General features: G+C 63.4%; 24 protein-coding genes. 14 read left to right on the forward strand and 10 right to left on the reverse strand.

What is annotated here, in order from left to right; genetic code table 11:
• Positions 1-10: 10 nt before the first annotated feature.
• Genes JJJ17_RS10460 through JJJ17_RS10475 form a run of 4 tightly spaced genes read right to left on the reverse strand, consistent with a single transcriptional unit; the run spans position 11 to position 3,844 of the window.
• The gene (locus JJJ17_RS10460; protein ID WP_200686137.1) at positions 11-898 is read right to left on the reverse strand and encodes an ABC transporter permease; all 888 of its coding nucleotides are present in this window, start codon (positions 896-898) and stop codon (positions 11-13) included.
• Positions 895-1,254, reverse strand: coding sequence for a hypothetical protein (locus JJJ17_RS10465; RefSeq protein WP_200686138.1), 360 nt, complete (start codon positions 1,252-1,254; stop codon positions 895-897). The genes JJJ17_RS10460 and JJJ17_RS10465 overlap by 4 nt, the downstream gene beginning before the upstream one ends.
• Entirely contained in the window at positions 1,251-2,327 is a 1,077-nt protein-coding gene (locus JJJ17_RS10470) for an ABC transporter permease (protein WP_200686139.1), read from the reverse strand. Before JJJ17_RS10470 ends, JJJ17_RS10465 begins: the two co-directional genes overlap by 4 nt.
• A complete protein-coding gene (locus JJJ17_RS10475; RefSeq protein WP_234464029.1) occupies positions 2,324-3,844 on the reverse strand; it encodes an ABC transporter ATP-binding protein in 1,521 nt (506 codons plus the stop codon). Before JJJ17_RS10475 ends, JJJ17_RS10470 begins: the two co-directional genes overlap by 4 nt.
• Positions 3,845-3,939: 95 nt before the next feature.
• On the opposite strand from JJJ17_RS10475, the gene dnaE reads away from it, so the two are divergent.
• The 7 genes from dnaE to JJJ17_RS10510 all read left to right on the forward strand — a co-directional run bounded on the left by dnaE (position 3,940) and on the right by JJJ17_RS10510 (position 12,615).
• Complete coding sequence (gene dnaE / locus JJJ17_RS10480; RefSeq protein ID WP_200686140.1) at positions 3,940-7,410, forward strand: DNA polymerase III subunit alpha; 3,471 nt, start codon at positions 3,940-3,942, stop codon at positions 7,408-7,410.
• 161 nt (positions 7,411-7,571) lie between these two features.
• Complete coding sequence (ruvC, locus tag JJJ17_RS10485) at positions 7,572-8,087, forward strand: crossover junction endodeoxyribonuclease RuvC (protein WP_200686141.1); 516 nt, start codon at positions 7,572-7,574, stop codon at positions 8,085-8,087.
• Positions 8,084-8,752, forward strand: coding sequence for a Holliday junction branch migration protein RuvA (gene ruvA, locus JJJ17_RS10490; protein ID WP_200686142.1), 669 nt, complete (start codon positions 8,084-8,086; stop codon positions 8,750-8,752). The genes ruvC and ruvA overlap by 4 nt, the downstream gene beginning before the upstream one ends.
• Positions 8,753-8,771: 19 nt before the next feature.
• Entirely contained in the window at positions 8,772-9,608 is an 837-nt protein-coding gene (locus tag JJJ17_RS10495; protein WP_200686143.1) for a M48 family metalloprotease, read from the forward strand.
• Positions 9,605-10,633, forward strand: coding sequence for a Holliday junction branch migration DNA helicase RuvB (ruvB, locus tag JJJ17_RS10500; protein WP_200686145.1), 1,029 nt, complete (start codon positions 9,605-9,607; stop codon positions 10,631-10,633). Before JJJ17_RS10495 ends, ruvB begins: the two co-directional genes overlap by 4 nt.
• A gap of 113 nt (positions 10,634-10,746) precedes the next feature.
• A complete protein-coding gene (locus tag JJJ17_RS10505) occupies positions 10,747-11,538 on the forward strand; it encodes an inositol monophosphatase family protein (RefSeq protein ID WP_200686147.1) in 792 nt (263 codons plus the stop codon).
• Positions 11,539-11,649: 111 nt separating this feature from the next.
• Positions 11,650-12,615 carry a DMT family transporter gene (locus JJJ17_RS10510; RefSeq protein WP_325168800.1) on the forward strand — a complete coding sequence of 322 codons (966 nt, stop codon included), beginning with the start codon at positions 11,650-11,652 and terminating at the stop codon, positions 12,613-12,615.
• A 169-nt stretch (positions 12,616-12,784) separates the two neighbouring features.
• Here the strand turns inward: JJJ17_RS10510 and JJJ17_RS10515 are convergent, their stop codons facing one another.
• Positions 12,785-13,648 carry a DMT family transporter gene (locus JJJ17_RS10515; protein WP_234464031.1) on the reverse strand — a complete coding sequence of 288 codons (864 nt, stop codon included), beginning with the start codon at positions 13,646-13,648 and terminating at the stop codon, positions 12,785-12,787.
• A gap of 117 nt (positions 13,649-13,765) precedes the next feature.
• Here JJJ17_RS10515 and JJJ17_RS10520 point away from each other — a divergent pair, with 117 nt between their 5' ends.
• The gene (locus JJJ17_RS10520) at positions 13,766-15,163 is read left to right on the forward strand and encodes an aminotransferase-like domain-containing protein (protein WP_234464032.1); all 1,398 of its coding nucleotides are present in this window, start codon (positions 13,766-13,768) and stop codon (positions 15,161-15,163) included.
• Positions 15,164-15,184: 21 nt separating this feature from the next.
• On the opposite strand, the gene JJJ17_RS10525 is transcribed toward JJJ17_RS10520, so the two are convergent.
• A complete protein-coding gene (locus JJJ17_RS10525; RefSeq protein WP_200686149.1) occupies positions 15,185-17,254 on the reverse strand; it encodes a lytic transglycosylase domain-containing protein in 2,070 nt (689 codons plus the stop codon).
• Positions 17,255-17,368: 114 nt separating this feature from the next.
• Between JJJ17_RS10525 and dapA the strand changes: the two genes are divergently transcribed.
• Positions 17,369-18,244, forward strand: coding sequence for a 4-hydroxy-tetrahydrodipicolinate synthase (gene dapA / locus JJJ17_RS10530; RefSeq protein WP_200686151.1), 876 nt, complete (start codon positions 17,369-17,371; stop codon positions 18,242-18,244).
• Between the two features lie 223 nt (positions 18,245-18,467).
• Positions 18,468-18,653 (forward strand): hypothetical protein, encoded by a 186-nt coding sequence (locus JJJ17_RS10535; RefSeq protein WP_200686153.1) that lies wholly within the window; start codon positions 18,468-18,470, stop codon positions 18,651-18,653.
• Between the two features lie 60 nt (positions 18,654-18,713).
• On the opposite strand, the gene JJJ17_RS10540 is transcribed toward JJJ17_RS10535, so the two are convergent.
• Positions 18,714-19,310, reverse strand: a complete 597-nt coding sequence (locus tag JJJ17_RS10540; protein WP_200686155.1) for an HNH endonuclease — start codon at positions 19,308-19,310, stop codon at positions 18,714-18,716.
• A 185-nt stretch (positions 19,311-19,495) separates the two neighbouring features.
• Here JJJ17_RS10540 and JJJ17_RS10545 point away from each other — a divergent pair, with 185 nt between their 5' ends.
• Together JJJ17_RS10545 and pnp are read left to right on the forward strand one after the other, a co-directional pair.
• Entirely contained in the window at positions 19,496-19,942 is a 447-nt protein-coding gene (locus JJJ17_RS10545; protein ID WP_200686157.1) for a VOC family protein, read from the forward strand.
• 395 nt (positions 19,943-20,337) lie between these two features.
• Positions 20,338-22,479, forward strand: coding sequence for a polyribonucleotide nucleotidyltransferase (pnp, locus tag JJJ17_RS10550; protein ID WP_200686159.1), 2,142 nt, complete (start codon positions 20,338-20,340; stop codon positions 22,477-22,479).
• A gap of 52 nt (positions 22,480-22,531) precedes the next feature.
• Here the strand turns inward: pnp and JJJ17_RS10555 are convergent, their stop codons facing one another.
• On the reverse strand, positions 22,532-23,410 hold the full coding sequence (locus JJJ17_RS10555; protein ID WP_234464033.1) for a glycosyltransferase family A protein: 879 nt from the start codon (positions 23,408-23,410) through the stop codon (positions 22,532-22,534).
• A gap of 86 nt (positions 23,411-23,496) precedes the next feature.
• Between JJJ17_RS10555 and JJJ17_RS10560 the strand changes: the two genes are divergently transcribed.
• Together JJJ17_RS10560 and JJJ17_RS10565 are read left to right on the forward strand one after the other, a co-directional pair.
• Complete coding sequence (locus JJJ17_RS10560) at positions 23,497-24,279, forward strand: hypothetical protein (protein WP_200686161.1); 783 nt, start codon at positions 23,497-23,499, stop codon at positions 24,277-24,279.
• Positions 24,264-25,097, forward strand: coding sequence for a glycosyltransferase family 2 protein (locus JJJ17_RS10565; protein WP_325168801.1), 834 nt, complete (start codon positions 24,264-24,266; stop codon positions 25,095-25,097). The genes JJJ17_RS10560 and JJJ17_RS10565 overlap by 16 nt, the downstream gene beginning before the upstream one ends.
• A 21-nt stretch (positions 25,098-25,118) precedes the next feature.
• On the opposite strand, the gene JJJ17_RS10570 is transcribed toward JJJ17_RS10565, so the two are convergent.
• Both JJJ17_RS10570 and JJJ17_RS10575 read right to left on the reverse strand, forming a co-directional pair.
• The gene (locus JJJ17_RS10570; RefSeq protein ID WP_200686163.1) at positions 25,119-25,436 is read right to left on the reverse strand and encodes a hypothetical protein; all 318 of its coding nucleotides are present in this window, start codon (positions 25,434-25,436) and stop codon (positions 25,119-25,121) included.
• Between the two features lie 81 nt (positions 25,437-25,517).
• Positions 25,518-26,291 carry an SDR family oxidoreductase gene (locus JJJ17_RS10575; protein WP_200686165.1) on the reverse strand — a complete coding sequence of 258 codons (774 nt, stop codon included), beginning with the start codon at positions 26,289-26,291 and terminating at the stop codon, positions 25,518-25,520.
• Positions 26,292-26,395: the final 104 nt, after the last annotated feature.

Here is a 26,395-nt window from a genome sequence, read left to right on the forward strand (position 1 = left end):
TTGGCGCGGCTTATCGCAGCGCATGGAAATTCTGGCCCAGCGAGCCGGGGGCGGCACCGCCCGCGCGACGGCTGAATTTCTGCCGGGCCGAGATGAGGACAAGGACGATGATCGTGGCAAGATAGGGCGCCATTGACAGCAGTTGCACGGGCACCTTCACCCCCGCCGCCTGCAAGCGCAGTTGCAGCACGGTGACGCCGCCGAAGAGCCACGCGCCGACCAGCACCCCGGTTGCCGTCCAGTTCGAGAAGACGACGATGGCCAGCGCGATCCAGCCCGCGCCCGCCGTCATGCCCTCGGTCCATTGCAACACCGTCGCGATGGAAATGAACGCCCCGCCGATCCCGGCCATCGCGCCGCCAAAGGCAATCGCGCCGATGCGGACCAGCCGGACATTATAGCCAAGCGCATGGGCGGCATCGTGGTTTTCGCCAACGCCGCGCAGGATCAGCCCGCCGCGAGAGCGATTGAGGAACCACCAGATCAGCGGCACCATCACCAGCCCCAGCCAGACGATCCAGTTGATGCGAAACGGACCGGGAATCATTGGCGGGGCCTTGACGCCCTCAAACGGTTTGCCGAACAGCGCGGCAAGGCCCAGCCCGAACAGCGTCAGCGCAAGGCCCGAGGCGACTTGATTGGCCAGCAGGAACTGTGTCAGCACCGCGAATAGCAGCGACACCGCCGCACCGCCCGTAGCAGCGGCCGCGAAGCCAAGGAAAGGGCTGCCCGAGACATAGGCGACCGCGAAACCCGCCAATGCGCCGGTGATCATCATGCCCTCGACGCCGAGGTTGAGGACGCCCGCACGTTCGACGATCAATTCGCCAAGCGCGGCGAAGAGGATCGGGGTCGAGGCCGAGAGGAGCAGCAGGAAGATGGACAGGGGGTCGATCATGCCGCATTCCCACTGAAATAACGAAAAATCCACAGGACGAGCGCAAGACCAGCGAAGAAGCCGATTCCGAATGAGACACGACCGGACATCGGCAGTTCTTTCCTGCGATCATGCCCGGCGATGCTATGGCCGATGGCTGCGATCAGCCGCCACAATCCCAGCAATATTACCGCCGCCACATCGGCCAGGATGGACACATCAAACCACAGGCCAAGAATCAGGATTGCAACGAGCACAATCAGGGCGATGCCGACCACGGGGATTTGCATCAGCGCCGCGACGATTCCGCCGAAGCCTAGTCCGACAGCAAGAAAGATCAGCTTTGCGCGGGTGTCCAACTTGGGGAAATTGCTCATGCCACCACCCTCCGCTGGATCTTGAACCGGGTCAGCAGATCGAAGCCCAGAAGGAAGAACAGCATCATCCCCTGAAACACCTGCACGGTGGCGGCGGGCAGGTTCAGCATCAGTTGTGCCAACTCGCCGCCGATATAGGTCAGCGCCAGCAGCAACCCGGCCAGTAGGATACCCACCGGATGCAACCGCCCAAGGAAGGCCACGATGATCGCGGTGAAGCCATAGCCGACGCCGATCTTGTCGGTGATCTGGCCTGCCGGGCCTGCGACCTCGAAAAGGCCCGCCATTCCGGCCAGCGCGCCCGAAAGGCCAAGGCAGAAGGCGACCAGTGTTTCGGGCTTCACCCCGGCAAAGCGGGCGGCGCGGGGGGCAAGGCCCGCCGTGCGGATGTGGAAGCCGCGGATATGGCGGCTCATCAAAAACCACGTCGCCAGAACCGCGACTGCTGCGGCAACCACACCCCAATGGGTGCCGGTCCCGGCGATCAGTTCGGGGTTCGACGCCGAAGGATATTGTTGCAGGTTGCGCGAGCCGGGAAAGCCAAAGCCTTCCGGGTTTTTCATCGGCCCGAAGGCCATCCACGCCGCTACCCGTTGCGCCACATAGACCAGCATCAGCGACACGAGGATCTCGGACGCACCGAACCAGTTGCGCAAGGTCGCGGGGATCATTCCCCATGCCCAGCCGCCTGCCGCGCCTGCGACGACCATTGCCGGGAAAATCCACATGCCTTCGGACGGATAGGCGGCCAGCGCCACCGCCGCGCCGCAGATGGCGCCGATGATGTATTGCCCCTCGGCCCCGATATTCCAGATGCCCGCCCGAAAGCCGATCGCCAGCCCCGAGGCGATCAGGATCAGCGGCGCCGCCTTGACCAAGAGTTGCGGGCGCGAATAGGACGAGGCCATGCCGAACAGCGGGTCCCAGAAGATCGTTTTGATCGCCGCGACCGGATCATAGCCCATGACCCAGAACAGCAATCCGCCTGCAACCATCGTTGCCAGCACCGCCAGCACCGGCGTCAGGAATTGCCAGAGGGTCGAGACCTCGCTGCGGGGAACAAGCTGGATCATATATGGGCGACCTCCATGCCATGCGCGCCGCCCAGCATCAGGCCGATTTCGTCAAGGCTAAGTCCCTCGGTCGGGCGGGGATCGGACAGGCGGCCCTCGTTCAACGCGCAGAAGCGGTCCGAAAGCTCCAGCAATTCGTCCAGATCCTGCGAAATGACGATGACGCCCGCGCCGGACCGCGCCAGATCGAGCAGCGATTGACGGACCGAGGCCGCAGCACCCGCATCAACGCCCCATGTCGGCTGGTTCACCACCAAAACCACAGGGTTCTGCATCACCTCTCGCCCAATGACGAATTTTTGCAGATTGCCGCCCGACAGCGCCCGCGCGGCGGTGCCGGGGCCGGGGGTGCGGACATCGAAGCCCTTGATGACGGCCTCGGCGAAATTCTTTGCTGCGGCCCGGTCGATCAGGCCATTCTTGACCAGCCCCTTACGCGGGCCTGCGGTCAGCAGCGTATTCTCGGTCAGGCTGAAATCGGGAACGGCGGCGTGGCCCAGACGATCCTCGGGCGCGGTCAGCAGACCTGCCTTGCGGCGATGGACCGGACCGGACCCGCCCAGATCGCGGCCTTGCAGCGCGACCATGCCCGGCGCGCTGCGCATTTCGCCTGACAGGGCGGCCAGCAATTCCTCTTGCCCGTTGCCCGCAACGCCGCCGATGCCAAGGATTTCCCCCGCCCGCAGCGACAGCGAGACATTTTTCAGCGCGGTGCCTTCGGCATTCGGGGCAGGTAGGGACAGGCCCCTGACCTCCAACAGCACATCGCCTGCCTGCCTGCCGGTTCGGTCGATCAGCCGCATTTCTCCGCCGACCATCATCGCGGCCAGTTCGCGGGCGGAATGGGCACGCGGGTCGCAGCTATCCACCACCTTGCCGTGGCGCAGGATCGTGGCGCGGTCGCAATGGGCGCGGATTTCCTCAAGCTTGTGGCTGATATAGAGGATCGCCGTGCCCTGATCGGCCAGCTTGCGCAAAGTGGCGAACAGCAGTTCCGCCTCTTGCGGGGTCAGCACGCTGGTTGGCTCGTCCATGATCAGCAGGCGCGGGTTCTGCAACAGGCAGCGGATGATCTCGACCCGCTGCCGCTCGCCCGCCGACAGGGTGACGATCCGGCGGGCCGGGTTCAGGGGCAGGCCGAATTCCTGACTGACCTTGGCGATCCGTGCCGCAAGCTCGCGTCGCGCGGGTGGGTTTTCCATGCCAAGCGCGATATTTTCGGCAACTGTCAGCGCATCGAACAGGCTGAAATGCTGAAACACCATCGCCACGCCCTGCGACCGGGCCTCGCGCGGATCGGCGGGCTGGTGCGGCTGACCGGCCAAGGTCATCGCGCCTTCGTCCGGACGCACCAATCCGTAGATCATCTTGACCAGCGTGGATTTTCCCGCGCCGTTTTCGCCAAGCAGGGCGTGGATCTCGCCTGCGGCGACATCGAAGGACACATCGTCATTGGCGCGCACGCCGGGATAGGACTTGCCGATCCCCTCCGCCCGGAACAGTGCCGCACCTGCCAAATTTTGTCCCTCCGGTCAAATATACCCCTGCATAGCGCGGCGGCATCCGTTTGGGCAATTGCACTGTTTCGGCAGGCTGCGATAAAGTCCTGATCATGTCCGAAAAATCCCCCCGATTCATTCACCTTCGCACACATTCCGAGCATTCCTTGCTTGAAGGCGCGATCCCGGTGGGCAAGTTGCCCGCCCTTGCCGCAGATGCCGGAATGCCCGCCGTGGCGCTGACCGACACCAATGCGATGTTTGCAGCGCTGGAATTCAGCGTGAAGGCGCAGGACAAGGGGGTGCAGCCCATCGTCGGCTGTCAGATGAGCCTTCAGGCCGATGCGACCGGGCCTGTCGTGCTTCTGGCGCAAAATCAGGCAGGCTGGCTGAATTTGATGGCGCTGTCGTCCTGCCTCTATCTGCGCAAGGATGGCAGCCTGCCGCATATCACCGTGGAGGAGCTGTGCGAGCGGGCCGAGGGGCTGATCTGCCTGACCGGCGGCGCGACCGGGCCATTGGGCCAGTTGGTCGCGCAGGGCCAGAAGGACAAGGCCAACGCGCTTGCCGACCGGCTGGCTGCGGCCTTTCCGACCCGGCTTTACGTCGAGTTGCAGCGCCATCCGGGCGAGAACGGGCAGTTGATGACCGCCGAGGCCGCGTCAGAGGAAGGGCTGATCGACCTGGCCTATACCAAGGCGCTGCCCCTGGTCGCGACCAACGATGTCTATTTCCCCAAGCCCGATATGTTCGAGGCCCATGACGCGCTGATCTGCATCGCCGAAAAGGCCTATGTGGATCAATCGCAGCCACGTCGCCGGTTGACTCCGCAGCATTATTTCAAGTCGGCCGAGGAAATGGCGGTGCTTTTCGCCGATCTGCCCGAGGCTTTGGAAAACACCGTCGAGATCGCCCGCCGCTGCGCATTCGCGGTCAAGAAACACGCCCCGATCCTGCCGCGCTTTGCCGATGACGAGGTCGAGGAATTGCGCCGTCAGGCCCGCGCCGGGCTTGAGGAACGGCTGAAGGTCATCCCCCATTCGGTCAGCGTCGAGGAATATCACGCAAGGCTGGATTTCGAGCTTGGCATCATCGAGCAGATGGGCTTCCCCGGTTACTTCCTGATCGTCGCCGATTTCATCAAATGGGCCAAGGATGAGGATATTCCGGTGGGTCCGGGCCGTGGTTCGGGCGCAGGCAGTCTTGTCGCCTATGCGCTGACCATCACCGACCTTGACCCTTTGCGTTATTCGCTGCTGTTCGAGCGGTTCCTGAACCCCGAGCGGGTCTCGATGCCGGATTTCGACATCGACTTCTGCATGGATCGCCGGGAAGAGGTGATCCGCTATGTGCAGGGCAAATACGGTGCCGACAAGGTCGGTCAGATCATCACCTTCGGTGCGCTTCTGTCCAAGGCGGCGGTGCGCGACGTGGGCCGGGTGTTGCAGATGCCGTTCGGGCAGGTGGACCGGCTGTCAAAGATGATCCCGGTCGAGGGGGTGAAGCCGGTCAGCGTCACCAAGGCCCGCGCCGATGAGCCGCGCCTGCGCGAGGCGGCGAAGGAAGAGGTGGTCAAGCGTCTGCTGGACTATGCCGAGCAATTGGAGGGGCTGTATCGCAACGCCTCGACCCACGCGGCCGGGGTGGTGATCGGGGACAGGCCGCTGGACCGGCTTGTGCCGCTCTATCGCGATCCGGCCTCTGACATGCCCGCCACGCAGTTCAACATGAAATGGGTGGAACAAGCCGGGCTGGTGAAGTTCGACTTCCTTGGCCTGAAGACGCTGACGGTGATTCAGAACGCGGTCGATCTGATCAATGGCGGCGGTCGTCCGCTGCATGTCACCGCGGACGGCCGCACACTTTACGACCCGCCCGAGGGGGCCGAGAACCAGATCAACGCCATCCCGCTGGACGACAAGCCCAGTTATGACCTTTTCGCCAGTGCCCGGACGGTCGCGGTGTTCCAGGTTGAAAGCTCGGGGATGATGGACGCGCTTCGGCGGATGCGACCCACCTGTATCGAGGATATCGTGGCCTTGGTCGCGCTGTATCGTCCCGGCCCGATGGAGAATATTCCGACCTATTGCGACGTGAAGAACGGCGCGCGGGAACTGGAATCCATCCATCCCTCGATCGACCATATCCTTGCAGAGACGCAGGGCATCATCGTCTATCAGGAACAGGTGATGCAGATCGCGCAGGTCATGGCGGGCTACAGCCTTGGCGGCGCCGACCTGCTGCGTCGGGCGATGGGCAAGAAGATCGCCGCCGAAATGGCCAAGGAACGGCCGAAATTCGTCGACGGCTCGGTCGCGAATGGCGTCGATGCCAAGAAGGCGGGCGAGGTTTTCGACCTGCTGGAGAAATTCGCCAATTACGGCTTCAACAAATCCCACGCGGCGGCCTATGCCGTGGTCAGCTATCAGACCGCATGGTTGAAGGCGAACCACCCGGTCGAATTCATGGCCGCGGTGATGAACTGCGATATCCACCTGACCGACAAGCTGGCCGTCTATAAGCGCGAAGTGGACCGGATGGGGATCGAGATCGTGCCGCCCTGCGTCAACCGCTCGGCGCCGACCTTCACCGTCAGGGACGGGCGCATCCATTACGCGCTTGGAGCGCTGAAAGGCGTCGGGATCGAGGCGATGCGGCTGATCCACGAGGCGCGGGGCGACGTGGCCTTCCGCGACATCCACGACTTCGCCCGCCGCGTCGATATGAAGCGCGTCGGCAAGCGTCCGTTGGAGATGTTGGCCCGCGCCGGGGCCTTCGATCTGCTGGATGACAACCGCGCGCGGGTGTTGAAATCGCTGGATACTCTGGTCGCGTGGTCGGCTGCGGTGCAGGAGCAGGCGGCATCGTCGCAATCATCGCTGTTCGGCGGAGGCGAGGATCTGCCGCCGCCGCGCGCACCGATCGCGCAGGTCTGGCTGCCGACCGAGAAGCTGGGCGAGGAACACAAGGCCGTCGGCTTCTATCTGTCGGGGCATCCGCTGGACGACTATCTCCCGGCATTGCGCCGCAAGAAGGTGAAGACGCTGGCCGAGATTTGCGCCGAGGCCGAAGGCGGCCCGCTGGTCGCCAGCATCGCAGGCACGGTGGCCGCGCGGCAGGAACGCAAATCGGCCAAGGGCACGCCGTTTGCCTTTGTCAGCCTGTCCGATCCGACCGGGCTTTATGAGGTCACCGTCTTCTCGGACCTGCTGACCGCCGCGCGCGACCGGCTGGAACCGGGGCAGAATGTGGTCCTGCAAGTGAAGGTAGAACCCTCGGGCGATCAGGTGAAGATGCTGGCGAATTCAGTGGCTTCGCTGGAGGATGTGGTGGCGGATGCCGGCGCGGGCTGTCTGGCGGTCGAGTTGCAGGGCGCCGATACGATCCCGCGTCTGGCCGAGGTGCTGGTCCGGGTGCGCGACGAAATCCGGGTGCCGTCACGGTCGCGCGGCCCGGTGCTGCTGCGAATCCGTGAAGGCGATGAGGTGATCGAGATCGAGGTGGCGAATGATGCGCCGCTGACCACACCTGCGCGGCAGGCCCTGCGGGCGGTGCCAGGTGTGCTGGATGTGATCGAAGAGTGATTGCGTCCCGCGATGGCCGGGGGAGCTTCGCGCCCCCCGGACCCCCTGCGGAACGGCACGGCGCGCTTGGCGGTGGCATTGATAAGAGAGGGATTTGCAATCTGCTCTAGGCGATGTTCGCGTTTCGTGCTAATCCGTTCAAAAAGCATAAAGGGGCAGGCATGCGGGTTCTTGGGATCGATCCCGGTTTGAGAAATACCGGCTGGGGCGTCATCTTCGTTGACGGTCCGCGACTGCGGCATATCGCCAATGGCGTGATCAAGACCGCTGCCGACAGCGCCACCCCTGATCTGGCGCAGCGTCTGGCCGAGCTTTATCGCGGCCTCACCGCCGTCATTACCGCCTATGCGCCCGATTTGGCTGCGGTCGAGCAAACCTTCGTCAACAAGGATGCGGTTGGCACGCTGAAGCTGGGGCAGGCAAGGGGGATTGCGCTGCTGGCGCCGGCTCTGGTCGGGGTGCCGGTCGGGGAATATGCGCCGAATGCGGTGAAAAAGACTGTCGTGGGCGTCGGTCATGCGGGAAAGGAACAGGTGCAGCACATGGTTCGCGTTCAATTGCCCGGTGTCCGCTTTGAAAGCCCCGATGCCGCAGATGCCTTGGCCATCGCCATCTGCCACGCCCATCACATGCAGGGCCGCGCCCTTCGTGAAGTTCTGCCCAAAGGTGCCGCATGATCGGGCGGATCGCCGGGGTCATCCTGCACCGGGCGCGGGATCAGGTGCTGATCGACGTGCGCGGCGTCGGCTATATCATCCATGTCAGCGAACGGACGGCGGCAAGCCTGCCCCCGGTCGGACAGGCGGCGGCGCTTTATACCGACCTGCTTGTGCGCGAGGATTTGCTGCAGCTTTTCGGCTTCCCGACCATGCTGGAGAAGGAATGGCACCGGCTGCTGACCAGCGTGCAGGGCGTGGGGGCCAAGGTGTCGCTGGCGGTTCTTGGCACGCTGGGCACCGATGGGCTGAGCCGGGCGATTGCGCTTGGTGACTGGTCGGCGGTGCGCAAGGCACAGGGCGTCGGGCCGAAACTGGCGCAGCGGATCGTGCTGGAGCTGAAGGACAAGGCGCCGGGCATCATGGCGCTTGGCGGCGATCTGACCGTCGATGCAGGCGATGTCGCGCTGGTCGAGACGGATGCGGTCTCCACCCCGGTCGCCGCGAAGCCGCGCACAGCGCCATCGGCACAAGCCACCTCCGAGTCGCTTTCGGCATTGGTCAATCTGGGCTATGGCCATTCCGAGGCTGCTGCTGCTGTGGCCGAGGCGCAGGCACGGGAACCCGAGGCGGCAACGGCGGCGTTGATCCGTGCAGCGCTCAGGTCACTGGCGCCGAAAGAGTAGTTGGTCGGGATCGGAAAAAATGGCAGGGAACGCGAAAGTCTTTGTGTTGATGGCAGGCCTCACCGCGCTGGTGATGGGGCTGGGCTGGATGATGGGCGGATCGGGCGGGGCGATGATCGCGCTGCTGATCGCCGGCGGCATGAACTTTTTCGCGTGGTGGAACAGCGACAAAATGGTGCTGCGTCAGCAAGGCGCGGCTGAACTAAGCCCGCAACAGGGCGGTGATCTTTACGCGCTGACCGCAGGGTTGGCCGAAAGGGCCGGGCTGCCGATGCCGAAGCTGTATCTGCTGCCGACCGAGCAGCCCAACGCCTTTGCCACCGGCCGCAATCCCGAAAATGCCGCCGTGGCGGTGACGCAAGGGCTGCTGAACGGGTTGAGCCGCGAAGAGGTCGCGGGCGTGATCGCGCATGAACTGGCCCATATCAAATACCGCGATACGCTGACGATGACCGTCACGGCGACGATGGCCGGGGCGATTGCGATGATGGGCAACATGCTGCTGTTCACCGGCGGTCGCAGCGACCGGGGTGGCGGCATTGGCGCGATCCTTGCGATGGTGCTGGCGCCGATTGCGGCGATGATGGTGCAGATGGCGATCTCTCGCGCCCGCGAATACGAGGCTGATGCGGAAGGCGCGCGGATCTCGGGACAGCCGCTGGCGCTGGCCTCGGCCTTGTCGCGGATCGCACAGATGGCCGGGCGCACGGTGAATGTCCCGGCTGAAAAGAACCCGGCTTCGGCGGCGATGTTCATCATCAACCCGCTGCATGCGATGCGGGTGGACCGCATGTTCGCCACCCATCCCCCGACCGAAGAACGTATCGCCCGCCTGCGCGCCATGGCCCGCCGATGATCCAGCCCGATCCGAACCTGCGCCCCGAAAAGCTGGAGGACGAGACCGAGGATCGCGCCCTGCGCCCGCAGGCGCTGTCCGAATTCGTCGGTCAGGCTGAGGCGCGGGCGAACCTGAAAGTGTTCATCGAAAGCGCCCGGATGCGCGGCAAGGCGATGGATCACACGCTGTTCTTCGGCCCGCCCGGTCTGGGCAAGACCACGCTGGCCCAGATCATGGCGCGGGAACTGGGGGTGAACTTCCGCATGACCTCTGGCCCGGTTCTGGCGCGGGCGGGCGATCTGGCGGCGATCCTGACCAATCTGGAAGCGCGCGATGTGCTGTTCATCGACGAAATTCACCGGATGAACCCGGCGGTCGAAGAGATCCTTTATCCGGCGATGGAGGATTTTGAACTTGATCTGGTGATCGGCGAAGGCCCGGCGGCGCGGACGGTGCGGATCGAGTTGCAGCCCTTCACCCTTGTCGGCGCGACCACCCGACTGGGGCTGCTGACGACACCTTTGCGCGACCGTTTCGGCATCCCGACCCGGTTGCAATTCTATGAAATCCCCGAGCTTGACCTGATCGTCCAGCGTGGCGCGCGGATGATGGGGATCAGTGCCGATCCTGATGGCACGCTGGAAATCGCCCGCCGCGCGCGGGGCACGCCCCGGATCGCCGGGCGGCTTTTGCGTCGGGTGATCGATTTTGCGCTGGTCGAAGGCGATGGCCGCCTGACCCGCGCGATTGCCGACATCGCCCTGACCCGGCTGGGGGTCGATCATCTGGGGCTGGACGGCGCCGATCGGCGCTACCTGACTTTGATGGCCGAGCATTATGGCGGCGGCCCGGTCGGGGTCGAAACGCTGTCCGCTGCGCTGTCAGAAAGCCGCGATGCCATCGAAGAGGTGATCGAGCCCTATCTGCTGCAACAGGGGCTGATCGCGCGGACACCGCGCGGTCGCCAGCTTGCGCCAAGGGCGTGGCAGCATCTTGGATTGGCGGCCCCGGTGACGCCGGGTCAGTCCGACCTGTTCGAGTAAGTTGACGCAGGAGAAGGCTGGAAACGGGTGCGCGCTTTGATCGCCGCCGTCAGCCTGCGCTTCACATTTGCCCCGCTTGCGCCTATGACGCGCGCAACCCCCATTCGGAGCAAGTGATGGCAAGCGCCAATCTCAACATCATGATCAAAGCGGCCCGCAAGGCCGGGCGCAGCCTCGTCAAGGATTTCCGCGAGGTCGAGAACCTTCAGGTCAGCGTCAAAGGCGCGGGCGATTTCGTCAGCAAGGCCGACCGCGAAGCCGAGCGGATCATCAAGGAAGAACTGCGCGGCGCGCGGCCGAATTATGGTTGGCTGGGTGAGGAAACCGGCGAGGAGGCTGGGGAAGATCCCACCCGCCGCTGGATCGTCGATCCGCTGGACGGGACCACGAACTTTCTGCACGGCCTCCCGCATTGGGCGGTCAGTATTGGGTTGGAACATAAGGGCGAAATCGTCGCCGCGGTGATCTTTGACGCAGCAAAGGATGAGCTTTTCGTGGCCGAGAAGGGCGGCGGGGCGTTCATGAACGATCAGCGTCTGCGCGTCTCGGGGCGTCGGCAGCTTGGCGATTCGCTGTTTGCGACGGGCATTCCCTTTGCCGGTCGCGGACCCTTGCCAGCCGCCTTGCAGGATCTGGCGCGGCTGATGCCGTTGACCGCTGGCGTGCGCCGGTTGGGCGCAGCGTCGCTGGATTTGGCCTATGTCGCGGCGGGTCGCTATGACGGCTATTGGGAGCGCGGAAACCAGCCTTGGGACGTGGCCGCAGGGATCCTGATGGTGCGCGAGGCCGGGGGCTTCGTCGAGGGGATTCGCGACGGTGACGATCCGCTGGAATCAGGGCGGATGATCGCTGCGAATGCCCAGATTTTCGAGCCCTTTGCCAAAGTGATCCGTAGTCGCGACTGAGCCTGAAGACGTCGCGCCCTGCGTGACAGCACTTGCATTATCTGCAAGGCTGGCTTGACTTGACCTTGCGCCGATGCGGGCGCATGGGCGGGGAAGTTTCGGGACGCGATCATGTCAGACAATAAGAACGACCAGCCTTATGCCGCCTCGGCAGCGGCCGCAGCGGCGGTGTCTCCGGTGCCGCCCGTTACGCCAGTCACCCCCTCGATGCCGCGCGACCGGACGGGGCTGGCGATTGCGCTGATGTGTCTGGTCAGCTTCATTTTCGCATTGCAGGACGGTTTCTCGCGCGTGCTGGGCGCGGCCTATCCGCCGATGGTGGTGGTGATGATCCGTTATTGGGTCTTTGCCGCCTTCGCGATTGCGCTGGTCGCACGACAGCCGAGCGGGCTGAAACGCGCCGTCAGGACCAAGAGACCGCTGACCCAAATCGCACGCGGCGTCATTCTGGTCCTCGAAACCGTCATCATGGTCGAGGCTTTCGTGCGCCTTGGTCTGGTCGAGACGCATGCTGTCTTCATCGTCTATCCCCTTCTGGTTGCTGCACTTTCCGGGCCGATACTGGGCGAACGGGTTGGCTGGCGGCGGTGGACCGCGATCGGGATCGGCTTTGTCGGGGTGATCTTCGTGCTCAATCCGGGCGGCGGAGTCATGCGGTGGGAGGCGTTGTTGCCCTTCGTCTCGGCATTGCTGTTCGCACTTTACGGACTGCTGACGCGGCATGTGTCGCGGGACGATCCGACCTCGGTCAGCTTCTTCTGGACGGCGGTTGCTGGTGCGACGGCGATCACCATTCTGGGCATTCGGGAATGGGTCTGGCTGGCGCCGATGGACTGGATCTGGATGGGGATGCTGTGTGTGCTGGGCATGACCTCGCACTATCTGCTGATCCGCGCTTATGAGCTGGCCGAAGCGTCGATCCTGCAACCCTTTGCCTATACGCAGCTTGTCTGGGTCAGCTTTATCGGCGTGCTGCTGTTCGATGAGGTGCTGCGGCCGAATGTCGTGATCGGGGCGGTGATCGTGGTCATGGCCGGGCTGTTCACATTGTGGCGGGCACGGGTGAAAGCCGCCTGACGCAACGGGTTGCGGGCGTTGCAAACGGTATTTGTGCAACGGAGAAACCGGGAGCGCAGGAAAACCAGCAAATGCTGGGGTTTTGGTTGCACAGGGCGTGCACCGCGTAAGCACCGGGCGTGCACAGGCTGTACACAGCTTGCGAACGGTGGGTGTTGCGCACACGTCTTCAGGCATAGCGTCGGGCCATGGCGACGCAGGCGACAACCACCAGTGTCATCGCAATCATGGTCGGGGCGACAGGCTCTTTCAACAGAAGGGCGGCCAGCGACAGGCCAAAAAAGGGCTGCAAAAGCTGCAACTGGCTGACCCCGGTGATGCCGCCCAAGACGAGGCCGCGATACCAGAAGACAAACCCCACCAGCATGCTGAAAACCGAGACATAGCCGAGGCTCAGCCATTCGGACAGCGAGACCCTCGCAAGGCCGGTAGGCCATGTCATCAGCATCGCCGGAAGCATCACCGGGACAGAGATGAGCAGCGCCCACGATATGACCTGCCAGCCACCAAGTCGTCGGGACAGAACCGCACCCTCAGCATAACCAAGACCGCAGACGATGATTGCTGCGATCATCAGGGAATCGCCGGAGAAGTTGCCGCCATTGCTTTGGGAGAGAGCGAAGAATGCGACCGCAAGAGCCCCAACGCCGGAGAACAACCAGAAGGCCGGATGCGGGCGCGCCGCGCCGCGGAGCACGCCGAACAGGGCTGTCGCCAGTGGCAGCAGGCCGACAAAGACGATCGAATGCGCCGAAGTAATGTGCTGAAGCGCCAGAGCGGTTAGCAGGGGAAAACCGATGACGACCCCGGCAGCCACTATGAGGAGCGAGCCTAGGTCGGACAACGTTGGTGGTCTTTGGCGGAGCAGAAGAAGCAGTAGGGATCCCAGCAGAGCTGCGATCACGGCACGGGTCGAGGTCAGGAAGAACGGGCTGAAGCCGCCGACTGCGATGCGGGTCGCGGGCAGAGAGCCGCTGAAGATGACGACTCCGATCAGGCCGTTAAGCCAGCCAGCCGTGTTCCGATCCATCATCGCGCTTCCTTAGTATGGCGGCTTTGCGGATAGACTTTCGCGATTGGTTTAGGCAGGCACAGTGCAATACAATCTAGACAAACTGTATTGATCCGAATTGCCATACGGTTAAGAGGTATGATGCTGAAGGCAGGACGTACGCAGGAAGTGATGGAGGCGATCCGGGGCCGCATTGCCGGGCGGGCTTTGCTTGCGGGCGAGCGTTTGCCGTCGATCCGGCGGTTTGCGCGAGTGATGGGCGTGTCGCCTTCCACCGTGGTCGAGGCTTATGAGCGGCTGGTGGCCGAGGGGTTGATCCGATCGCGACCGGGTTCGGGTTTCTATGTCGCAGGGGCGGCACCGTCGCTGGATATGCGCAAGCCCGAAGCAGGGCGGGACAGGGCGGTTGATCCGCTTTGGGTGTCGCGGCAGGCGCTGGATGCGGCGGGCGATGTGCCGAAGCCCGGTTGCGGCTGGCTACCGCCTGACTGGATGCCCGAGGCCGCGTTGCGTCGCGCTATGCGACAGCTTGCGCGTGATGACGATACAAGCCTGACCGATTACGGCAGCAGTCAGGGCGCGCCGAACCTGCGCCGTCTGCTGGCACGGCAATTCGCGGATGAGGGGTTGGGCGCGAGCCCCGAGGATATCCTGCTGACCGGGTCGGGTTCGCAGGCGATTGATCTGATCTGCCGCTATCTGCTGCGGCCCGGCGATGTCGTGATGATAGACGATCCCTGTTATTTCAACTTTCAGGCGCTGCTGCGGGCCCACAAGGTCAGTGTGGTCTCGGTCCCCTATACGCCGGATGGGCCGGATCTGGCGGCTTTCGCGGCGGTGCTGAAGGAACATGGGCCGCGGCTCTACATCACCAATTCGGCGCTGCACAATCCGACAGGGGCGACGATGACGGCGCAAGTCGCGCATCGGCTGCTGAACCTGGCGGCGGCGCATGGCCTGACGATCATCGAGGATGACATTTTCGCCGCGCTGGAGCCAGAGCCGTCACCGCGTCTGGCCGTGTTCGACGGTCTGGACCGGGTGATCCGCATTGGCAGCTTTTCGAAGACGATGTCGGCCTCGGTTCGTTGCGGCTACGTCGTTGCGAAACCCGAGGTGATCGAGGCGCTGGCCGATCTGCAGGTGGCGACCAGTTTCGGCGGACCCGGCCCGGTCGCCAGCGGGATCGTCCATGCCGTGCTGAGCGACGGCAGCTATCGCAAGCATGTCGAGGCGATGCGGCAACGGCTGACCCGTGCGCGGCGCGAGATCGCGGGGCGGCTGTCCGGTCTGGGGATCGCGCCATGGGTGATGCCGCGCGGCGGGTTCTATCTGTGGTGCCGTCTGCCCGAGGGGCGCGATGCGACCGAGGCGGCGCGACTGGCTCTGCGGCAGGGTGTCATTCTTGCGCCCGGCAATGTTTTCAGCCCGGCTCTGTCAGCGCCCGATTTCATGCGGTTCAATATCGGTCAAATGCCGCCAAAGGTCTGGCAGGTCTTGCCGCAGGTGTTGGTAGGTGCGCCTTCCTCGCGGTGAGAGAAAGTTCTGCGCGAGGCATTACCGTGCCGCCGCTTCCTCGATCGGGTTGGGCATCCAGCCTTCGGGAAGGTAGGGGCCGAAGAAGGGTTTCATCGGTGGGCGGGCCGAGAGGGCTAGTGTCAGGCGCAGGGGCGGGGCCGGGATCAGGCCGCCGCCGTTCAGATCGAAGGTTGGGACGATGGGCGCAGGTTCGCCGTGGATGCGAGAACGGTAAACTGGCATCGCCTCGGTCACGCGCATGACGTAGTTGCGGGTCTCGTCGAAGGGGATCAGTTCCACCCAATCGACCGGGTCGAAATCGCGGCGCAGGTCTCCGAAATCGGTGAGCCAGCGGGCGGGGCGACCGGGGCCGGCGTTGTAGCCAGAGGCGACAAGTGCCGTCGAGGTGCCGAAGCGTTGGCGCAGGCCGTCCAGATAGGCGGCACCCAGACGGGCGTTATAGGCCGGGTCGGTGGTCAGGCGGCCGCGTTGATAGCGGATGCCCAGTTTACGGGCCATATCCTCGGCAGTGCCCGGCAGAAGCTGCATCAGGCCAAGCGCCCCCGCCGGGCTGCTGACGGTGTGGTTGAATTCGGATTCCTGTCGCGAGATCGACATGATCAGTTCGGGCGGCAGGTCCAGATCGGCATTCTCCAGCCCGGTCAGCGGGAAATGCGCCGCCGGATAGATCACGCCGCGATCCGCCGCGCGTTTGGACAGGCGCAGGCCGTGCCATGGGGCGCGCGCCTCATACATAAGCCGGGACATGCGGACGGTGTCCTGCGGATCGCCAGTTTCCGAAAGGTGCAGGAAGAAGCGCTGCGCCTCGTCCGGGCGGCCGGTGGCGAGAAGCCAGACACCCGCCTCGAAAACCGGGTTCGCGCCAAGGGCTGTGCCGCGCCAGTCGGGCAGGGTGTCCAGCGCCGGGCCGGGTATGGCGAAAGCGTCGGGCATGATCGCGCCGGTCTTTTCCGCCGCAAGCTGGCCGTAATAGGTGCCGGGCATCGCCGCCGCCTGTGCATAGGCGGTTTGGGCAGCCTCGGTATCGCCCAGCCCCTCATGTGCGCGGCCCTGCCAATAGAAGGCGCGCGATTTGCTGATCGAGCTGCCGACGACGGTTTCGAGATGCAGGAAATGGCTAAGCGCGCGATCCGCCGCGCCCTGATGCAGCGCCGCGAAGCCTGCCAGCCATTCAAGATCGGCATAATGTTTGTTGGATCGGTCAAGGAAATGCGCCTTGGCCAGCGCCTCCGCCCGTGCCCAGTTGCCGTTGCGCATCGAGAGGCGGGCGTAATCCACCCGCATCTGCGCCCAGAGATCGGGGACACGCAGCGCCTCGGCACTGGTCGAGGCTTCCAGCATCAGCGTCTGCGCGCCTTCGTGCTGTTTGGCGCCGACGCGCCACAGGAAGCGATCAAGGGTTAGGCCCGGATCGGCGCGAGCCTCGGGCGGAAGGGCGAGGATCAGGTCGTCGACGCCGCCGCGCCCGGATTGCAGGGCGATGCGGGCGGCGAGAAGCGGGCGGTCAGCCTCGGGCAGGCGGGGCAGAAGGCGGTCGGCCTGTGCCCATTCCTGCAGATCCAGCATCGCCGCCGCGCGGGCGGTCATCAGCGGTTCAAGCTGGGCGCGATGGGCGGCGAGGAAAGCTGTCTCATCGGCCAGATCAAGCGGGGCAGACAGCCAGAAGCGTTCACGCTCGGCCCGGGCAGCGTCGTCGTCGAGGGTGGTGAGATAGGCTTCCTCGGTCCGAAGCGTGGTCGGCAGGCGGTCGGCGAACCAGTCGCGGATATCCTCGGGCGGCAGGCCGACGGGGATACGGGCATCGCCGCGTTCGCGCAGAACCGCAAGGCCGGGCCAGTCGCCATATTGGCGGATGAAGGCAAGGTAGCTTTCGAAATCGCCATGGCCTGCGCGCATGGCCTGCCAGGCGACCAGCGCCTCGGCCATGGGACCAGAGCGTTTTGCCGCATCGCGGGCGGTGGTCCAGTCGCGGGCATCGGCGGCGGACAGCGCAAGCGCCATCGCGCCCGCATCCTCGGCCCGCGCGGGAAGCGCAAGGGTCGAGGTCAGCAGCAGCCCGGCGGCCAGAATGTCACGCAGAAGTCGCATCGTCTTCCTGTCTCGCCGCCATCGCGGGCAGACGCAATTCACAACCTTGGCAAGATCATCGCCCGGCGTTAGTTAGGCGCGCAATCCTTATCAACCCAATCGCAGGAGCGTGTCATGTTCAAAGGGTCTTTGCCCGCACTGGTCACGCCGTTCACCACGGACGGCGAGCTGGATCTGAACACGCTGAAGAAGCTGGTTGAGTGGCATGTGGATCAGGGTAGTCACGGTCTGGTGCCGGTGGGCACGACCGGGGAAAGCCCGACGCTGACCCATGACGAACACCGTCTGGTCGTGGAAGAGGTGGTCCGCATCGCTGCTGGCCGGATTCCGGTGATCGCCGGGGCGGGGTCGAACTCCACCCGCGAGGGGATCGGGCTGGTTCAACATGCAGCCGAAGTCGGTGCCGATGCCGCGCTGGTGGTGACGCCCTATTACAACAAGCCGACTCAGGCCGGGCTGATCGCGCATTACACCGCGCTGGCCGAAGCGGCCGATCTGCCGATCATCATCTACAATATTCCGGGCCGCTCGGTCATCGATATGCTGCCGGAAACCATGGGCGAGCTGGCGAAGCTGCCCAATATCGTCGGCGTCAAGGACGCGACCGGCAAGCTGGAGCGGGTGAGCCAGCAGCGGATCACCTGCGGGCCGGATTTCGTCCAGCTTTCGGGTGAGGACGGAACCGCGCTTGGCTTTAACGCGCATGGCGGTGTCGGCTGTATCAGTGTGACCGCCAATGTCGCGCCGAAGCTGTGCGCCGAGTTCCAGGAGGCCACCTTGCGCGGCGATTATGCGGCGGCGCTGGACTATCAGGACCGGCTGATGCCGCTGCATGTGGCGATCTTCATCGAGCCGGGTCTGGTCGGCGCGAAATATGCGATGTCGCGGCTGGGCCTGTGTGATGAGCGGGTGCGGCTGCCGCTGTTGCCGCTGACCGAGGGAACCAGAACGCAGATCGATGCGGCGCTGGCGCATGCCGGGCTGATCTGAGACCGGGGCCGACAGGGGCGATTCTGTCGGCCGAATCATTCCTGATGACGATTTCTGGCGCTGCGGCGGTCGGGTGCTGCCCGGCTGTCGCGGCGTTTTGTCGCGCGGATGCTTTGTTTTCAGGCGCATCGCCGGGCTTATCGGCTCAACTATGTGGGATTTGATCTACCGGGCTTTTCAATCATCTCTTCGCGGCCCATATTGAGGGCAAGGAGAGATCATCATGCCATTGCCGCATTTTCTGCTGATGCTGTTGGCGGTCATCGTAGCTGCCGCCGTGACGCTTTGGGTTTCCGTGTCCGCAGGGGTGCCGCTGATCGCGCTGCTTCTGGTCACGCTAAGCGCGGCGGCCCTGCTGCATCTGGCCCAACGCAACCGGCATGATCACGACAACCGGCACGGGCATTAGGTCGGTCTGCGGGTCATCTTCGGCTGAATTTGCGCCGGAAGGCGGTGTCGATCCGCTGTTTCAGCTTTCCAGCTCTGCATCCCAATAGAGAAAATCGATCCAGCTTTCGTGCAGGTGGTTCGGCGGGAAGCGCCGACCGACCGAGTGCATTTCTTCGGGCGTTGGCTGTCGCGGCTTCTTGCGCAGGTTCATGCCGGAATGGCGCAGGCTGCGATTGGCCTTGCGCAGATTGCAGGGCGAGCAGGCGGCGACGACATTTTCCCATGAGGTGATGCCGCCGCGCGACCGGGGAACGACATGATCGAAAGTCAGATCGCCGCGCGCGCCGCAATACTGGCAGCAGAATTCGTCCCGCAGAAAAAGATTGAAGCGCGTGAATGCCACGCGCTTCTGGGGTCTCACATAATCTTTCAGGACGACGACCGAGGGGATGCGGAAAGCCTGCCTTTGACTTCGCACCACCTCGTCATATTCGGCGATGATGGTGACGCGGTCCAGAAACACGGCTTTTATCGCTTCCTGCCAAGGCCATAGCGACAACGGATAGTAACTCAGCGGTCGAAAGTCGGCATTCAGCACCAGCGCCGGATGATGGCGCAGCGCCGCAGGCTCGCGGACGAACTGGGTTCGGAATTCGGTCTGATGTTCGTCCAGCATATCGCCTTCCCGTCTGCCCCTCGTGATCAGGTCAGGGGCGCCATCCAGATGCATTCAGACTATATATCGCGTCCGCTATCTGGCAAGCCCCTGCATGTATTCGCGCGCCGGTTCGATCTAGCAATTGTCGATGACACCGGCATGACAGATTGCCTGATGCCGCAGACCATGGCAGGGTGCGGATCATGAGCAGTAAGACCGAAAAAGCCGCCCCTCCTGTCCTTGGAACGTTGGAGAGCGCGCTTTACGCAGACGATCTCGAAGTGGCGAAGGCGTTCTGGCAGGACGTGATGGGGCTGAACGCTTTCCAATACGTGCCGGGCCGCCATGCGTTTTTCCGCATCAGCGACGACCCACGCCCGCAGGTGCTGTTGGTGTTTCGGGCCAAGGCGACGCGAGAGCCGCCGAAACCCGGCGCTCAACTGCCCGTGCCGCCGCATGGCACGCGCGGGCACGGCCATTTCTGTCTGGCCGTCGCGCCTGAGGCGCTGGATGCATGGCGGGCGCATCTGGTGGAAAGCGGTATCGAGATCGAGGCCGATTTTCAGTGGCCGAATGGCGCACGGTCGATCTATATCCGCGATCCGGCGGGCAATTCGATCGAACTTGCGGACGCGGCAATCTGGACCTGATTTTTTGGTTCGGGCCGATCTGGCGAGCGAGCACGCGTTTACCTGATGCGGCGCCTACCTTTGCCGGCTTGGGCGGTTCGGTCGGCCCATAAGGCGATTGTAGAACGTGGCCGATGCCCTGCGCGATGCCGGGCTGGAGGTCACGCTGAAGCGGCATTTCTTTGGTTGCGCCACCAGTGTTTCGGGGCGGAAGCCAAGGCGTTCGCGTTAGGGGTGCGGCGCGGTGCATGTCGTGCAAAACACTTTCCAAGCATCTTGATTTCCTGTAATGCCCCCCAATCTGTGACGTGACGCCCGGCCCCGGGGCACATGCATAAGGATAGGGGCGGCGGCAATGGGGCCGCCATTATGACACGAGGCGGCCGGAGGGCCGGACCGCTCTCAGAGGAAATCAGATGTTTGATGAAGTGAAGAAATCCATCCAGTGGGGCCAGGAAACCCTGACGCTGGAAACGGGCAAGGTTGCCCGTCAGGCTGACGGCTCGGTCATCGCCACTTTGGGCGAAACCAGCGTCATGGCCAACGTGACCTTCGCGAAGGAGCCGAAGCCGGGTCAGGACTTTTTCCCGCTGACGGTTCACTATCAGGAAAAATACTACGCTGCCGGTAAAGTCCCCGGCGGTTTCTTCAAGCGCGAGGCGCGCCCGACCGAGAAAGAGACGCTGACTGCGCGTCTGATCGACCGTCCCTGCCGCCCGCTGTTCGCGTCGGGCTTCAAGAACGAAGTTCTGGTCATGTGTACCGTGCTGTCGCACGATCTGGTCAATGACCCCGATATCGTTGCAATGATCGCGGCTTCGGCTGCGCTGACCATTTCCGGCGTGCCCTTCATGGGTCCGATCGGGGCTGCCCGCGTCGGCTTCGTCGATGGCGAATATGTCCTGAACCCGGAAGTGTCGGACATGGACCAGCTTCGGAACAACCCCGAACAGCGTCTGGATCTGGTCGTCGCGGGCACCAAAGACGCCGTGATGATGGTCGAATCGGAAGCCTATGAGCTGACCGAGGAAGAAATGCTGGGCGCCGTGAAATTCGGCCACGAGCAGATGCAGCCGGTCATCGACCTGATCATCGATCTGGCCGAAGTCGCGGCGAAAGAGCCTTTCGACTTCCAGTCGCCGGATTACAGCGCGCTTTATGCCCGCGTGACCGAGCTGGGTGAGGCCGATATGCGCGCCGCCTATGCGCTGCGCGACAAGGGCGAGCGTCGCGATGCGATCGACGTTGCCAAGGCGAAGATCGTCGAGGGTCTGTCGGAAGACGAGCTGGCCAATCCGAACCTGGGTTCGGCGCTGAAAAAGCTGGAATCGGGCATCCTGCGCGGTGACATCATCCGTGGCGGCGCCCGGATCGACGGTCGCGACGGTCGCACCGTCCGTGCCATCGACAGCGAAGTCGGCATCCTGCCGCGCACGCATGGCTCGGCCCTGTTCACCCGTGGTGAAACGCAGGCGCTGGTCGTGACCACGCTGGGCACCGGCGACGATGAGCAGATCATCGACGCGCTGCACGGCAATTTTCGGTCGAACTTCCTGCTGCATTACAACTTCCCGCCCTATTCGGTCGGCGAGGTTGGCCGCGTGGGTTCGCCCGGCCGTCGTGAAATCGGTCACGGCAAGCTGGCATGGCGCGCGCTTCAGGCGGTTCTGCCTGCTGCGACCGACTTCCCCTACACCATCCGCGTCGTGTCCGAGATCACCGAATCGAACGGTTCGTCCTCGATGGCTTCGGTCTGCGGTGGCTCGCTGTCGATGATGGATGCGGGCGTTCCGCTGAAAGCGCCGGTTGCCGGTGTGGCCATGGGTCTGGTCCTTGAGGACAAAGACAACTGGGCCGTGCTGACCGACATTCTGGGTGACGAGGATCACCTGGGCGACATGGACTTCAAGGTGGCCGGGACCGCAGAGGGCATCACCAGCCTTCAGATGGACATCAAGGTTCAGGGCATCACCCCGGAGATCATGGAGAAGGCTCTGGCGCAAGCCAAGGATGGCCGTCTGCATATCCTGGGCGAGATGAACAAGGCGCTGGCCGAAGGCCGCCGCGAGTTCAGCGCTCATGCGCCGCGCATCGAGACGATGAACATTCCGACCGACAAGATCCGCGAAGTGATCGGTTCGGGCGGCAAGGTCATCCGCGAGATCGTGGAAGTTTCGGGCGCCAAGGTCGATATCAGCGACGACGGCACCATCAAGATCGCTTCGGCCAATGCCGACTCGATCAAGAAGGCTTACGACATGATCTATTCGATCGTGGCAGAGCCGGAAGAAGGTCAGGTTTACACCGGCAAGGTGGTGAAGCTGGTCGATTTCGGCGCCTTCGTGAACTTCTTCGGCAAGCGTGACGGTCTGGTCCATGTGTCGCAGATCGCCAACAAGCGTCTGGGCCATCCTTCGGAAATTCTGAAGGAAGGTCAGGAAGTGAAAGTGAAGCTGCTGGGCTTCGACGATCGCGGCAAGGTTCGCCTTGGCATGAAGATGGTCGATCAGGAGACCGGCGAAGAGATCACCGAAAAAGCCGAAGAATCGGCTGAGTGATCGCGTTCTGAGAAGATATGAAAGGCCCCGCCCGGTGCGGGGCCTTTTGCTATCAGGTGCTGCGTTTGGCCAGCTCTCGCATGGTCTCGGTCATCCAGTCGGCAGGCGGTGTGGGCTGCCCGGCGGGTTGCCAGATCCCGTAAGTGCGACGTAGCCAGTCGATTGCGGCCAGATCGGCCATGACCCTGTTATGGTCCGCCTCGACCAGATCGTGCAGCGCATCGACAGACCCGCAGGCCGCGCCCCTCATCCGGGGGCGTTCGGCAACCAGCCAGATCGGTATCCCCCGACGCTCGAACTGGCCCGACAGCCATGGATCGTCCACCGTCCAGATGATCTCGGGAATGTCCCAGGCGGCGTCGTCCAGCCAATCGGGACGCAGCAACACACCGCCATGACCCGACAGAAGATCGACATAGCCGCTGCTGGCATACATCGGTGATTTATAGGTGCAGAGGGACAGGATACGCTTCAACCGATAGAATAGCGGTTTGCGATCCCACCTGCGGGCGCGGGGCAAGCGGTCTGCTGCACGGGCGCTATCTGCAATATCGGGAAGGTTTTCGCCCGCTTCGACGATAACGCAGCCCGGATGGCGGGCGCTTTCACGCTTTAGCCGTGCGTGCCAGTCGGGATCGTAAAGTTTGTCGTCATCGCAGAACAGCAGATCCACATCCGCGTCGCGCAAATCGCGTGCTGCAGGCAGAACCTTTGTCGCCGGACCAAGATCGGCGGCGCAGCGATGGATGCTGATACCTTCGGGAACATCGGGCAAACGACCGTCCCAATCGGGGAAGCGTCGATAGGTTTCCGGGATATAAAGTCTGATATTTGCTGCCGGAAGTCGTTGAGCAAGTAGGCTTTCAAGCGTCGGTTGCAGAAGATTGAAGCGTGGGGGGATCGTCGAAAGCGTGATGATTGTGGCAGTCATAAATATACCTGACGCCCTTGTCGGGCAGGTTGCAACTAAGCTAGCTGACGTGCAGGCTAACCTTTGCCCGAAAGATGGACAATGTAATGGTCGATGACATTCTGAATATCCTGACCATGAAATGGGGCACGCTTTACAGTGCCGATGATGTGAACCGACTGGCTGCGCAGGTGCGCCGCCATCTGGCGCGGCCGCATCGGTTCGTGTGTTTCACCGACGATGCGACCGGGCTGGACCCGCAGATTGAGGCGCAGCCGCTGCCGGAGCTGGGTCTGCCCAAGGGGCATGGCGACACCCGTTGGCGCAAGCTGGGGATCTTTCGGCGCGATCTGGCCGGGCTGACCGGCACCGCGCTGTTTCTGGACATCGATCTGGTCGTCGTGGACGATCTTGCGCCATTCTTTGATCTGCCCGGCGCGTTTCATATCATCCGCGACGATGACCTGTTCCGCCCGAAGCCCTTGCGCAAGATCAACCCGGACCGCGACCGCTTCCTGCACAGCGTCGGCAATTCCAGCGTCTTCCGGTTCGAGATCGGGCAACACGCCTATATCCTCGACGCCTATCTGGCCGATCCTGCGGCGGCCACCGCGAATTATGAGATCAGCCAGCAGTTTCAATCCGCGCAGTTGGAAAAGCATGGCAACCTGAATTACTGGCCGAAGGGCTGGTGCGTCAGCTTCAAGAATGATTGCGTGCCGCGCAATTTTGCCAGCTACTTCCGCGATCCAAGCATGCCGGAAGGGGCGAAGATCGTGTTGTTCGCAGGCGCTCCGAAGATGGAGGACGTTTTCGCCGGGCGTGGGCATAAATGGTATCGCCGTATCGGCAATATCGACTGGCTGCGCCGCGCGTGGGAAGCACCGTGATCGGCGATCTGTTCCGGCAGTTCAAACATCGCCGCCGTCTTGCCCGCGCGATCAGCGACCTTGCCGCCCGTCCGCTCAATCAGGGCAGGGCTCATTCTCTTCCCGGCCCGCTGATCGTTTCGCTGACCAGCTATTCCGCGCGGTTCGGCACGCTGGCGCTGACCTTGCGCGGCTTGCTGGGCCAGACGGTGCGGCCAGATAGGGTGATCCTGTGGCTGGATGAGGGCGATGAGACCCGCTTGCCGGAGGACGTCCGGGCATTGGACGGGCTTGAGATTGCCACCTGCCCGAACTGGCGATCCTACAAGAAGATCGTGCCGACGCTGCTGGCGCACCCGTCAGCCTATATCGTGACCGCCGACGATGATGTCTATTATCCGGCAGAGTGGCTGGCGGGATTGGTCGATGCGGCGGCCTCGGGTGCAGCGGTTGCATGCCACCGGGCGCATCGCGTGGCGCTGAACGCTGCGGGGCAGCCAGCGCCCTATGGCGAATGGGCGCATAACATTGACGCGCCTGAACGCTCTGGCCTGATCTTTCTGACCGGCGTGTCGGGGGTGATCTATACGCCCGGCGTGTTCCATGCCGATGTGACGCGCGACGATCTGTTTACCTCGCTCGCGCCGCGTTCGGACGATGTCTGGCTATACTGGATGCACCGCCTGAATGGGGTCGAGGCGCAAAAGATCGGAGGCCGCGCGCGGATTCTGGAATGGGAGGGCAGTCAGGCCCAAAGCCTGCGTTCCGAAAACCTGCACGGAACCGGCAATGATCAGGCGGTCGCCGCGCTGTTGGCGCATTACGGCTGGCCGGGTTAGGCAAGCCCAAAGACGACCGGGTCAGCCCGCCGCCTGCCCGATATCCAGCCGGGTGAAGCGTCCGTCGGGTCCGGGCGTGAAGGTGAAATAGGTGCGAAAATCGCCCCATTGGTCGGAATGGAACTGGCCGATGACGGTGCGGCCATCATCCTCGATCCGGTCGATGCTGACGAAACGCTCGGTCCCGATTGCATTGGTAAATTCGGCGAAATCGCGGCGATTGCCGTCATCATAAAGGTCGGGCGCGTCGGAGAAGCACGAAAGCCAGCTGGGCTTGTCATTGTTCTGCCAGGCGGTCAGCGCTGCGCGGACATTCGGATCGGTGATTGTTTCCAGCATCTCATGCTCCTGACGCTGATGGTTCGATGTCATCCCGCGTGAAGCGGGACAGGCCGGCGGATTGCCCGCCGGCCCGGCGTTTTACTTGGTGGTGTAGCCGCCATTGACCAGAATCGTCTGGCCGGTCATCCACCAGCCTTCCGAGGTCAGGAACAGAATCCACGGCGCGATATCCTCGATATCGGTCAGCCCGGTTTTCGAAAAGTTCGACAAGGCAGCCGCGGTTTTGTGATAGGCGACCGCATCCTCGCCCTCGGCAGGGTAGAAGAAGGGCGTATCCATCGGACCCGGCCCGATTGCGGTCACCGAGATCCCGCGTTCGCCGAACTCTTTCGAGGCGGCGCGGGTGAAGTGCTCGACCGGCGCTTTCAGGCCCTCATAGGCGGCATAGAACGGGGTAAAGGCCCCCAGAAGCGAGGTGACGACGGTCACGACCTTGCCGTTGTCGTTCACGTTCTTGCCTGCTTCCTTGAGGAAGAAGAAGGCGGATTTGATGTTCACGGCGCTGGACTGATCGAATTCAGCCTCGCTGACCTCAAGGATCGGCTTTTTGATGACCATGCCCACCGTGTTGACCGCAATGTCAGGTCGTCCGACGGCGGCCACCACGTCGCTGAACAGTTTCTCCATCGCCCCGGCGCTGGTCAGATCGGCCTGAAAGGCGGCGGCTTCGGCGCCAGCGGCCTTGACGGCGGCGACGGTTTCCTCGGCCTCAGCCTTGGCGGCGTCGCTGTTGTAATGGATCGCGACGGCCTTTGCCCCGGCCTTCGCATATTCGCGCGCCAGAAGCCCGCCAAGGTTTTTCGCGCCACCTGCAATCAGGACGACTTTACCCTCAATACCATTTCTCGACATGAAATCTCTCCTCATAGACGAATGTGCCGTTCCCGCTTGCGGGCCGGACTGGTCAAGAATTGGAGCATGAGGCGTCAGCGGCAACCCGGCCTCCCTTGACAGCT

It is taken from the genome of Paracoccus caeni, assembly GCF_016629665.1.
In the GTDB taxonomy this organism is placed as follows: Bacteria; Pseudomonadota; Alphaproteobacteria; order Rhodobacterales; family Rhodobacteraceae; genus Paracoccus; species Paracoccus caeni.

Bases quoted from the DNA above. Each gene is read 5' to 3' on its own strand.
- JJJ17_RS10460 (WP_200686137.1), bottom strand. From the start codon at position 898: ATGATCGACCCCCTGTCCATCTTCCTGCTGCTCCTCTCGGCCTCGACC.
- JJJ17_RS10465 (WP_200686138.1), bottom strand. From the start codon at position 1,254: ATGAGCAATTTCCCCAAGTTGGACACCCGCGCAAAGCTGATCTTTCTT.
- JJJ17_RS10470 (WP_200686139.1), bottom strand. From the start codon at position 2,327: ATGATCCAGCTTGTTCCCCGCAGCGAGGTCTCGACCCTCTGGCAATTC.
- dnaE (WP_200686140.1), top strand. From the start codon at position 3,940: ATGTCCGAAAAATCCCCCCGATTCATTCACCTTCGCACACATTCCGAG.
- ruvC (WP_200686141.1), top strand. From the start codon at position 7,572: ATGCGGGTTCTTGGGATCGATCCCGGTTTGAGAAATACCGGCTGGGGC.
- ruvA (WP_200686142.1), top strand. From the start codon at position 8,084: ATGATCGGGCGGATCGCCGGGGTCATCCTGCACCGGGCGCGGGATCAG.
- JJJ17_RS10495 (WP_200686143.1), top strand. From the start codon at position 8,772: ATGGCAGGGAACGCGAAAGTCTTTGTGTTGATGGCAGGCCTCACCGCG.
- ruvB (WP_200686145.1), top strand. From the start codon at position 9,605: ATGATCCAGCCCGATCCGAACCTGCGCCCCGAAAAGCTGGAGGACGAG.
- JJJ17_RS10510 (WP_325168800.1), top strand. From the start codon at position 11,650: ATGTCAGACAATAAGAACGACCAGCCTTATGCCGCCTCGGCAGCGGCC.
- JJJ17_RS10515 (WP_234464031.1), bottom strand. From the start codon at position 13,648: ATGATGGATCGGAACACGGCTGGCTGGCTTAACGGCCTGATCGGAGTC.
- JJJ17_RS10520 (WP_234464032.1), top strand. From the start codon at position 13,766: ATGATGCTGAAGGCAGGACGTACGCAGGAAGTGATGGAGGCGATCCGG.
- JJJ17_RS10525 (WP_200686149.1), bottom strand. From the start codon at position 17,254: ATGCGACTTCTGCGTGACATTCTGGCCGCCGGGCTGCTGCTGACCTCG.
- dapA (WP_200686151.1), top strand. From the start codon at position 17,369: ATGTTCAAAGGGTCTTTGCCCGCACTGGTCACGCCGTTCACCACGGAC.
- JJJ17_RS10535 (WP_200686153.1), top strand. From the start codon at position 18,468: ATGCCATTGCCGCATTTTCTGCTGATGCTGTTGGCGGTCATCGTAGCT.
- JJJ17_RS10540 (WP_200686155.1), bottom strand. From the start codon at position 19,310: ATGCTGGACGAACATCAGACCGAATTCCGAACCCAGTTCGTCCGCGAG.
- JJJ17_RS10545 (WP_200686157.1), top strand. From the start codon at position 19,496: ATGAGCAGTAAGACCGAAAAAGCCGCCCCTCCTGTCCTTGGAACGTTG.
- pnp (WP_200686159.1), top strand. From the start codon at position 20,338: ATGTTTGATGAAGTGAAGAAATCCATCCAGTGGGGCCAGGAAACCCTG.
- JJJ17_RS10555 (WP_234464033.1), bottom strand. From the start codon at position 23,410: ATGACTGCCACAATCATCACGCTTTCGACGATCCCCCCACGCTTCAAT.
- JJJ17_RS10560 (WP_200686161.1), top strand. From the start codon at position 23,497: ATGGTCGATGACATTCTGAATATCCTGACCATGAAATGGGGCACGCTT.
- JJJ17_RS10570 (WP_200686163.1), bottom strand. From the start codon at position 25,436: ATGCTGGAAACAATCACCGATCCGAATGTCCGCGCAGCGCTGACCGCC.
- JJJ17_RS10575 (WP_200686165.1), bottom strand. From the start codon at position 26,291: ATGTCGAGAAATGGTATTGAGGGTAAAGTCGTCCTGATTGCAGGTGGC.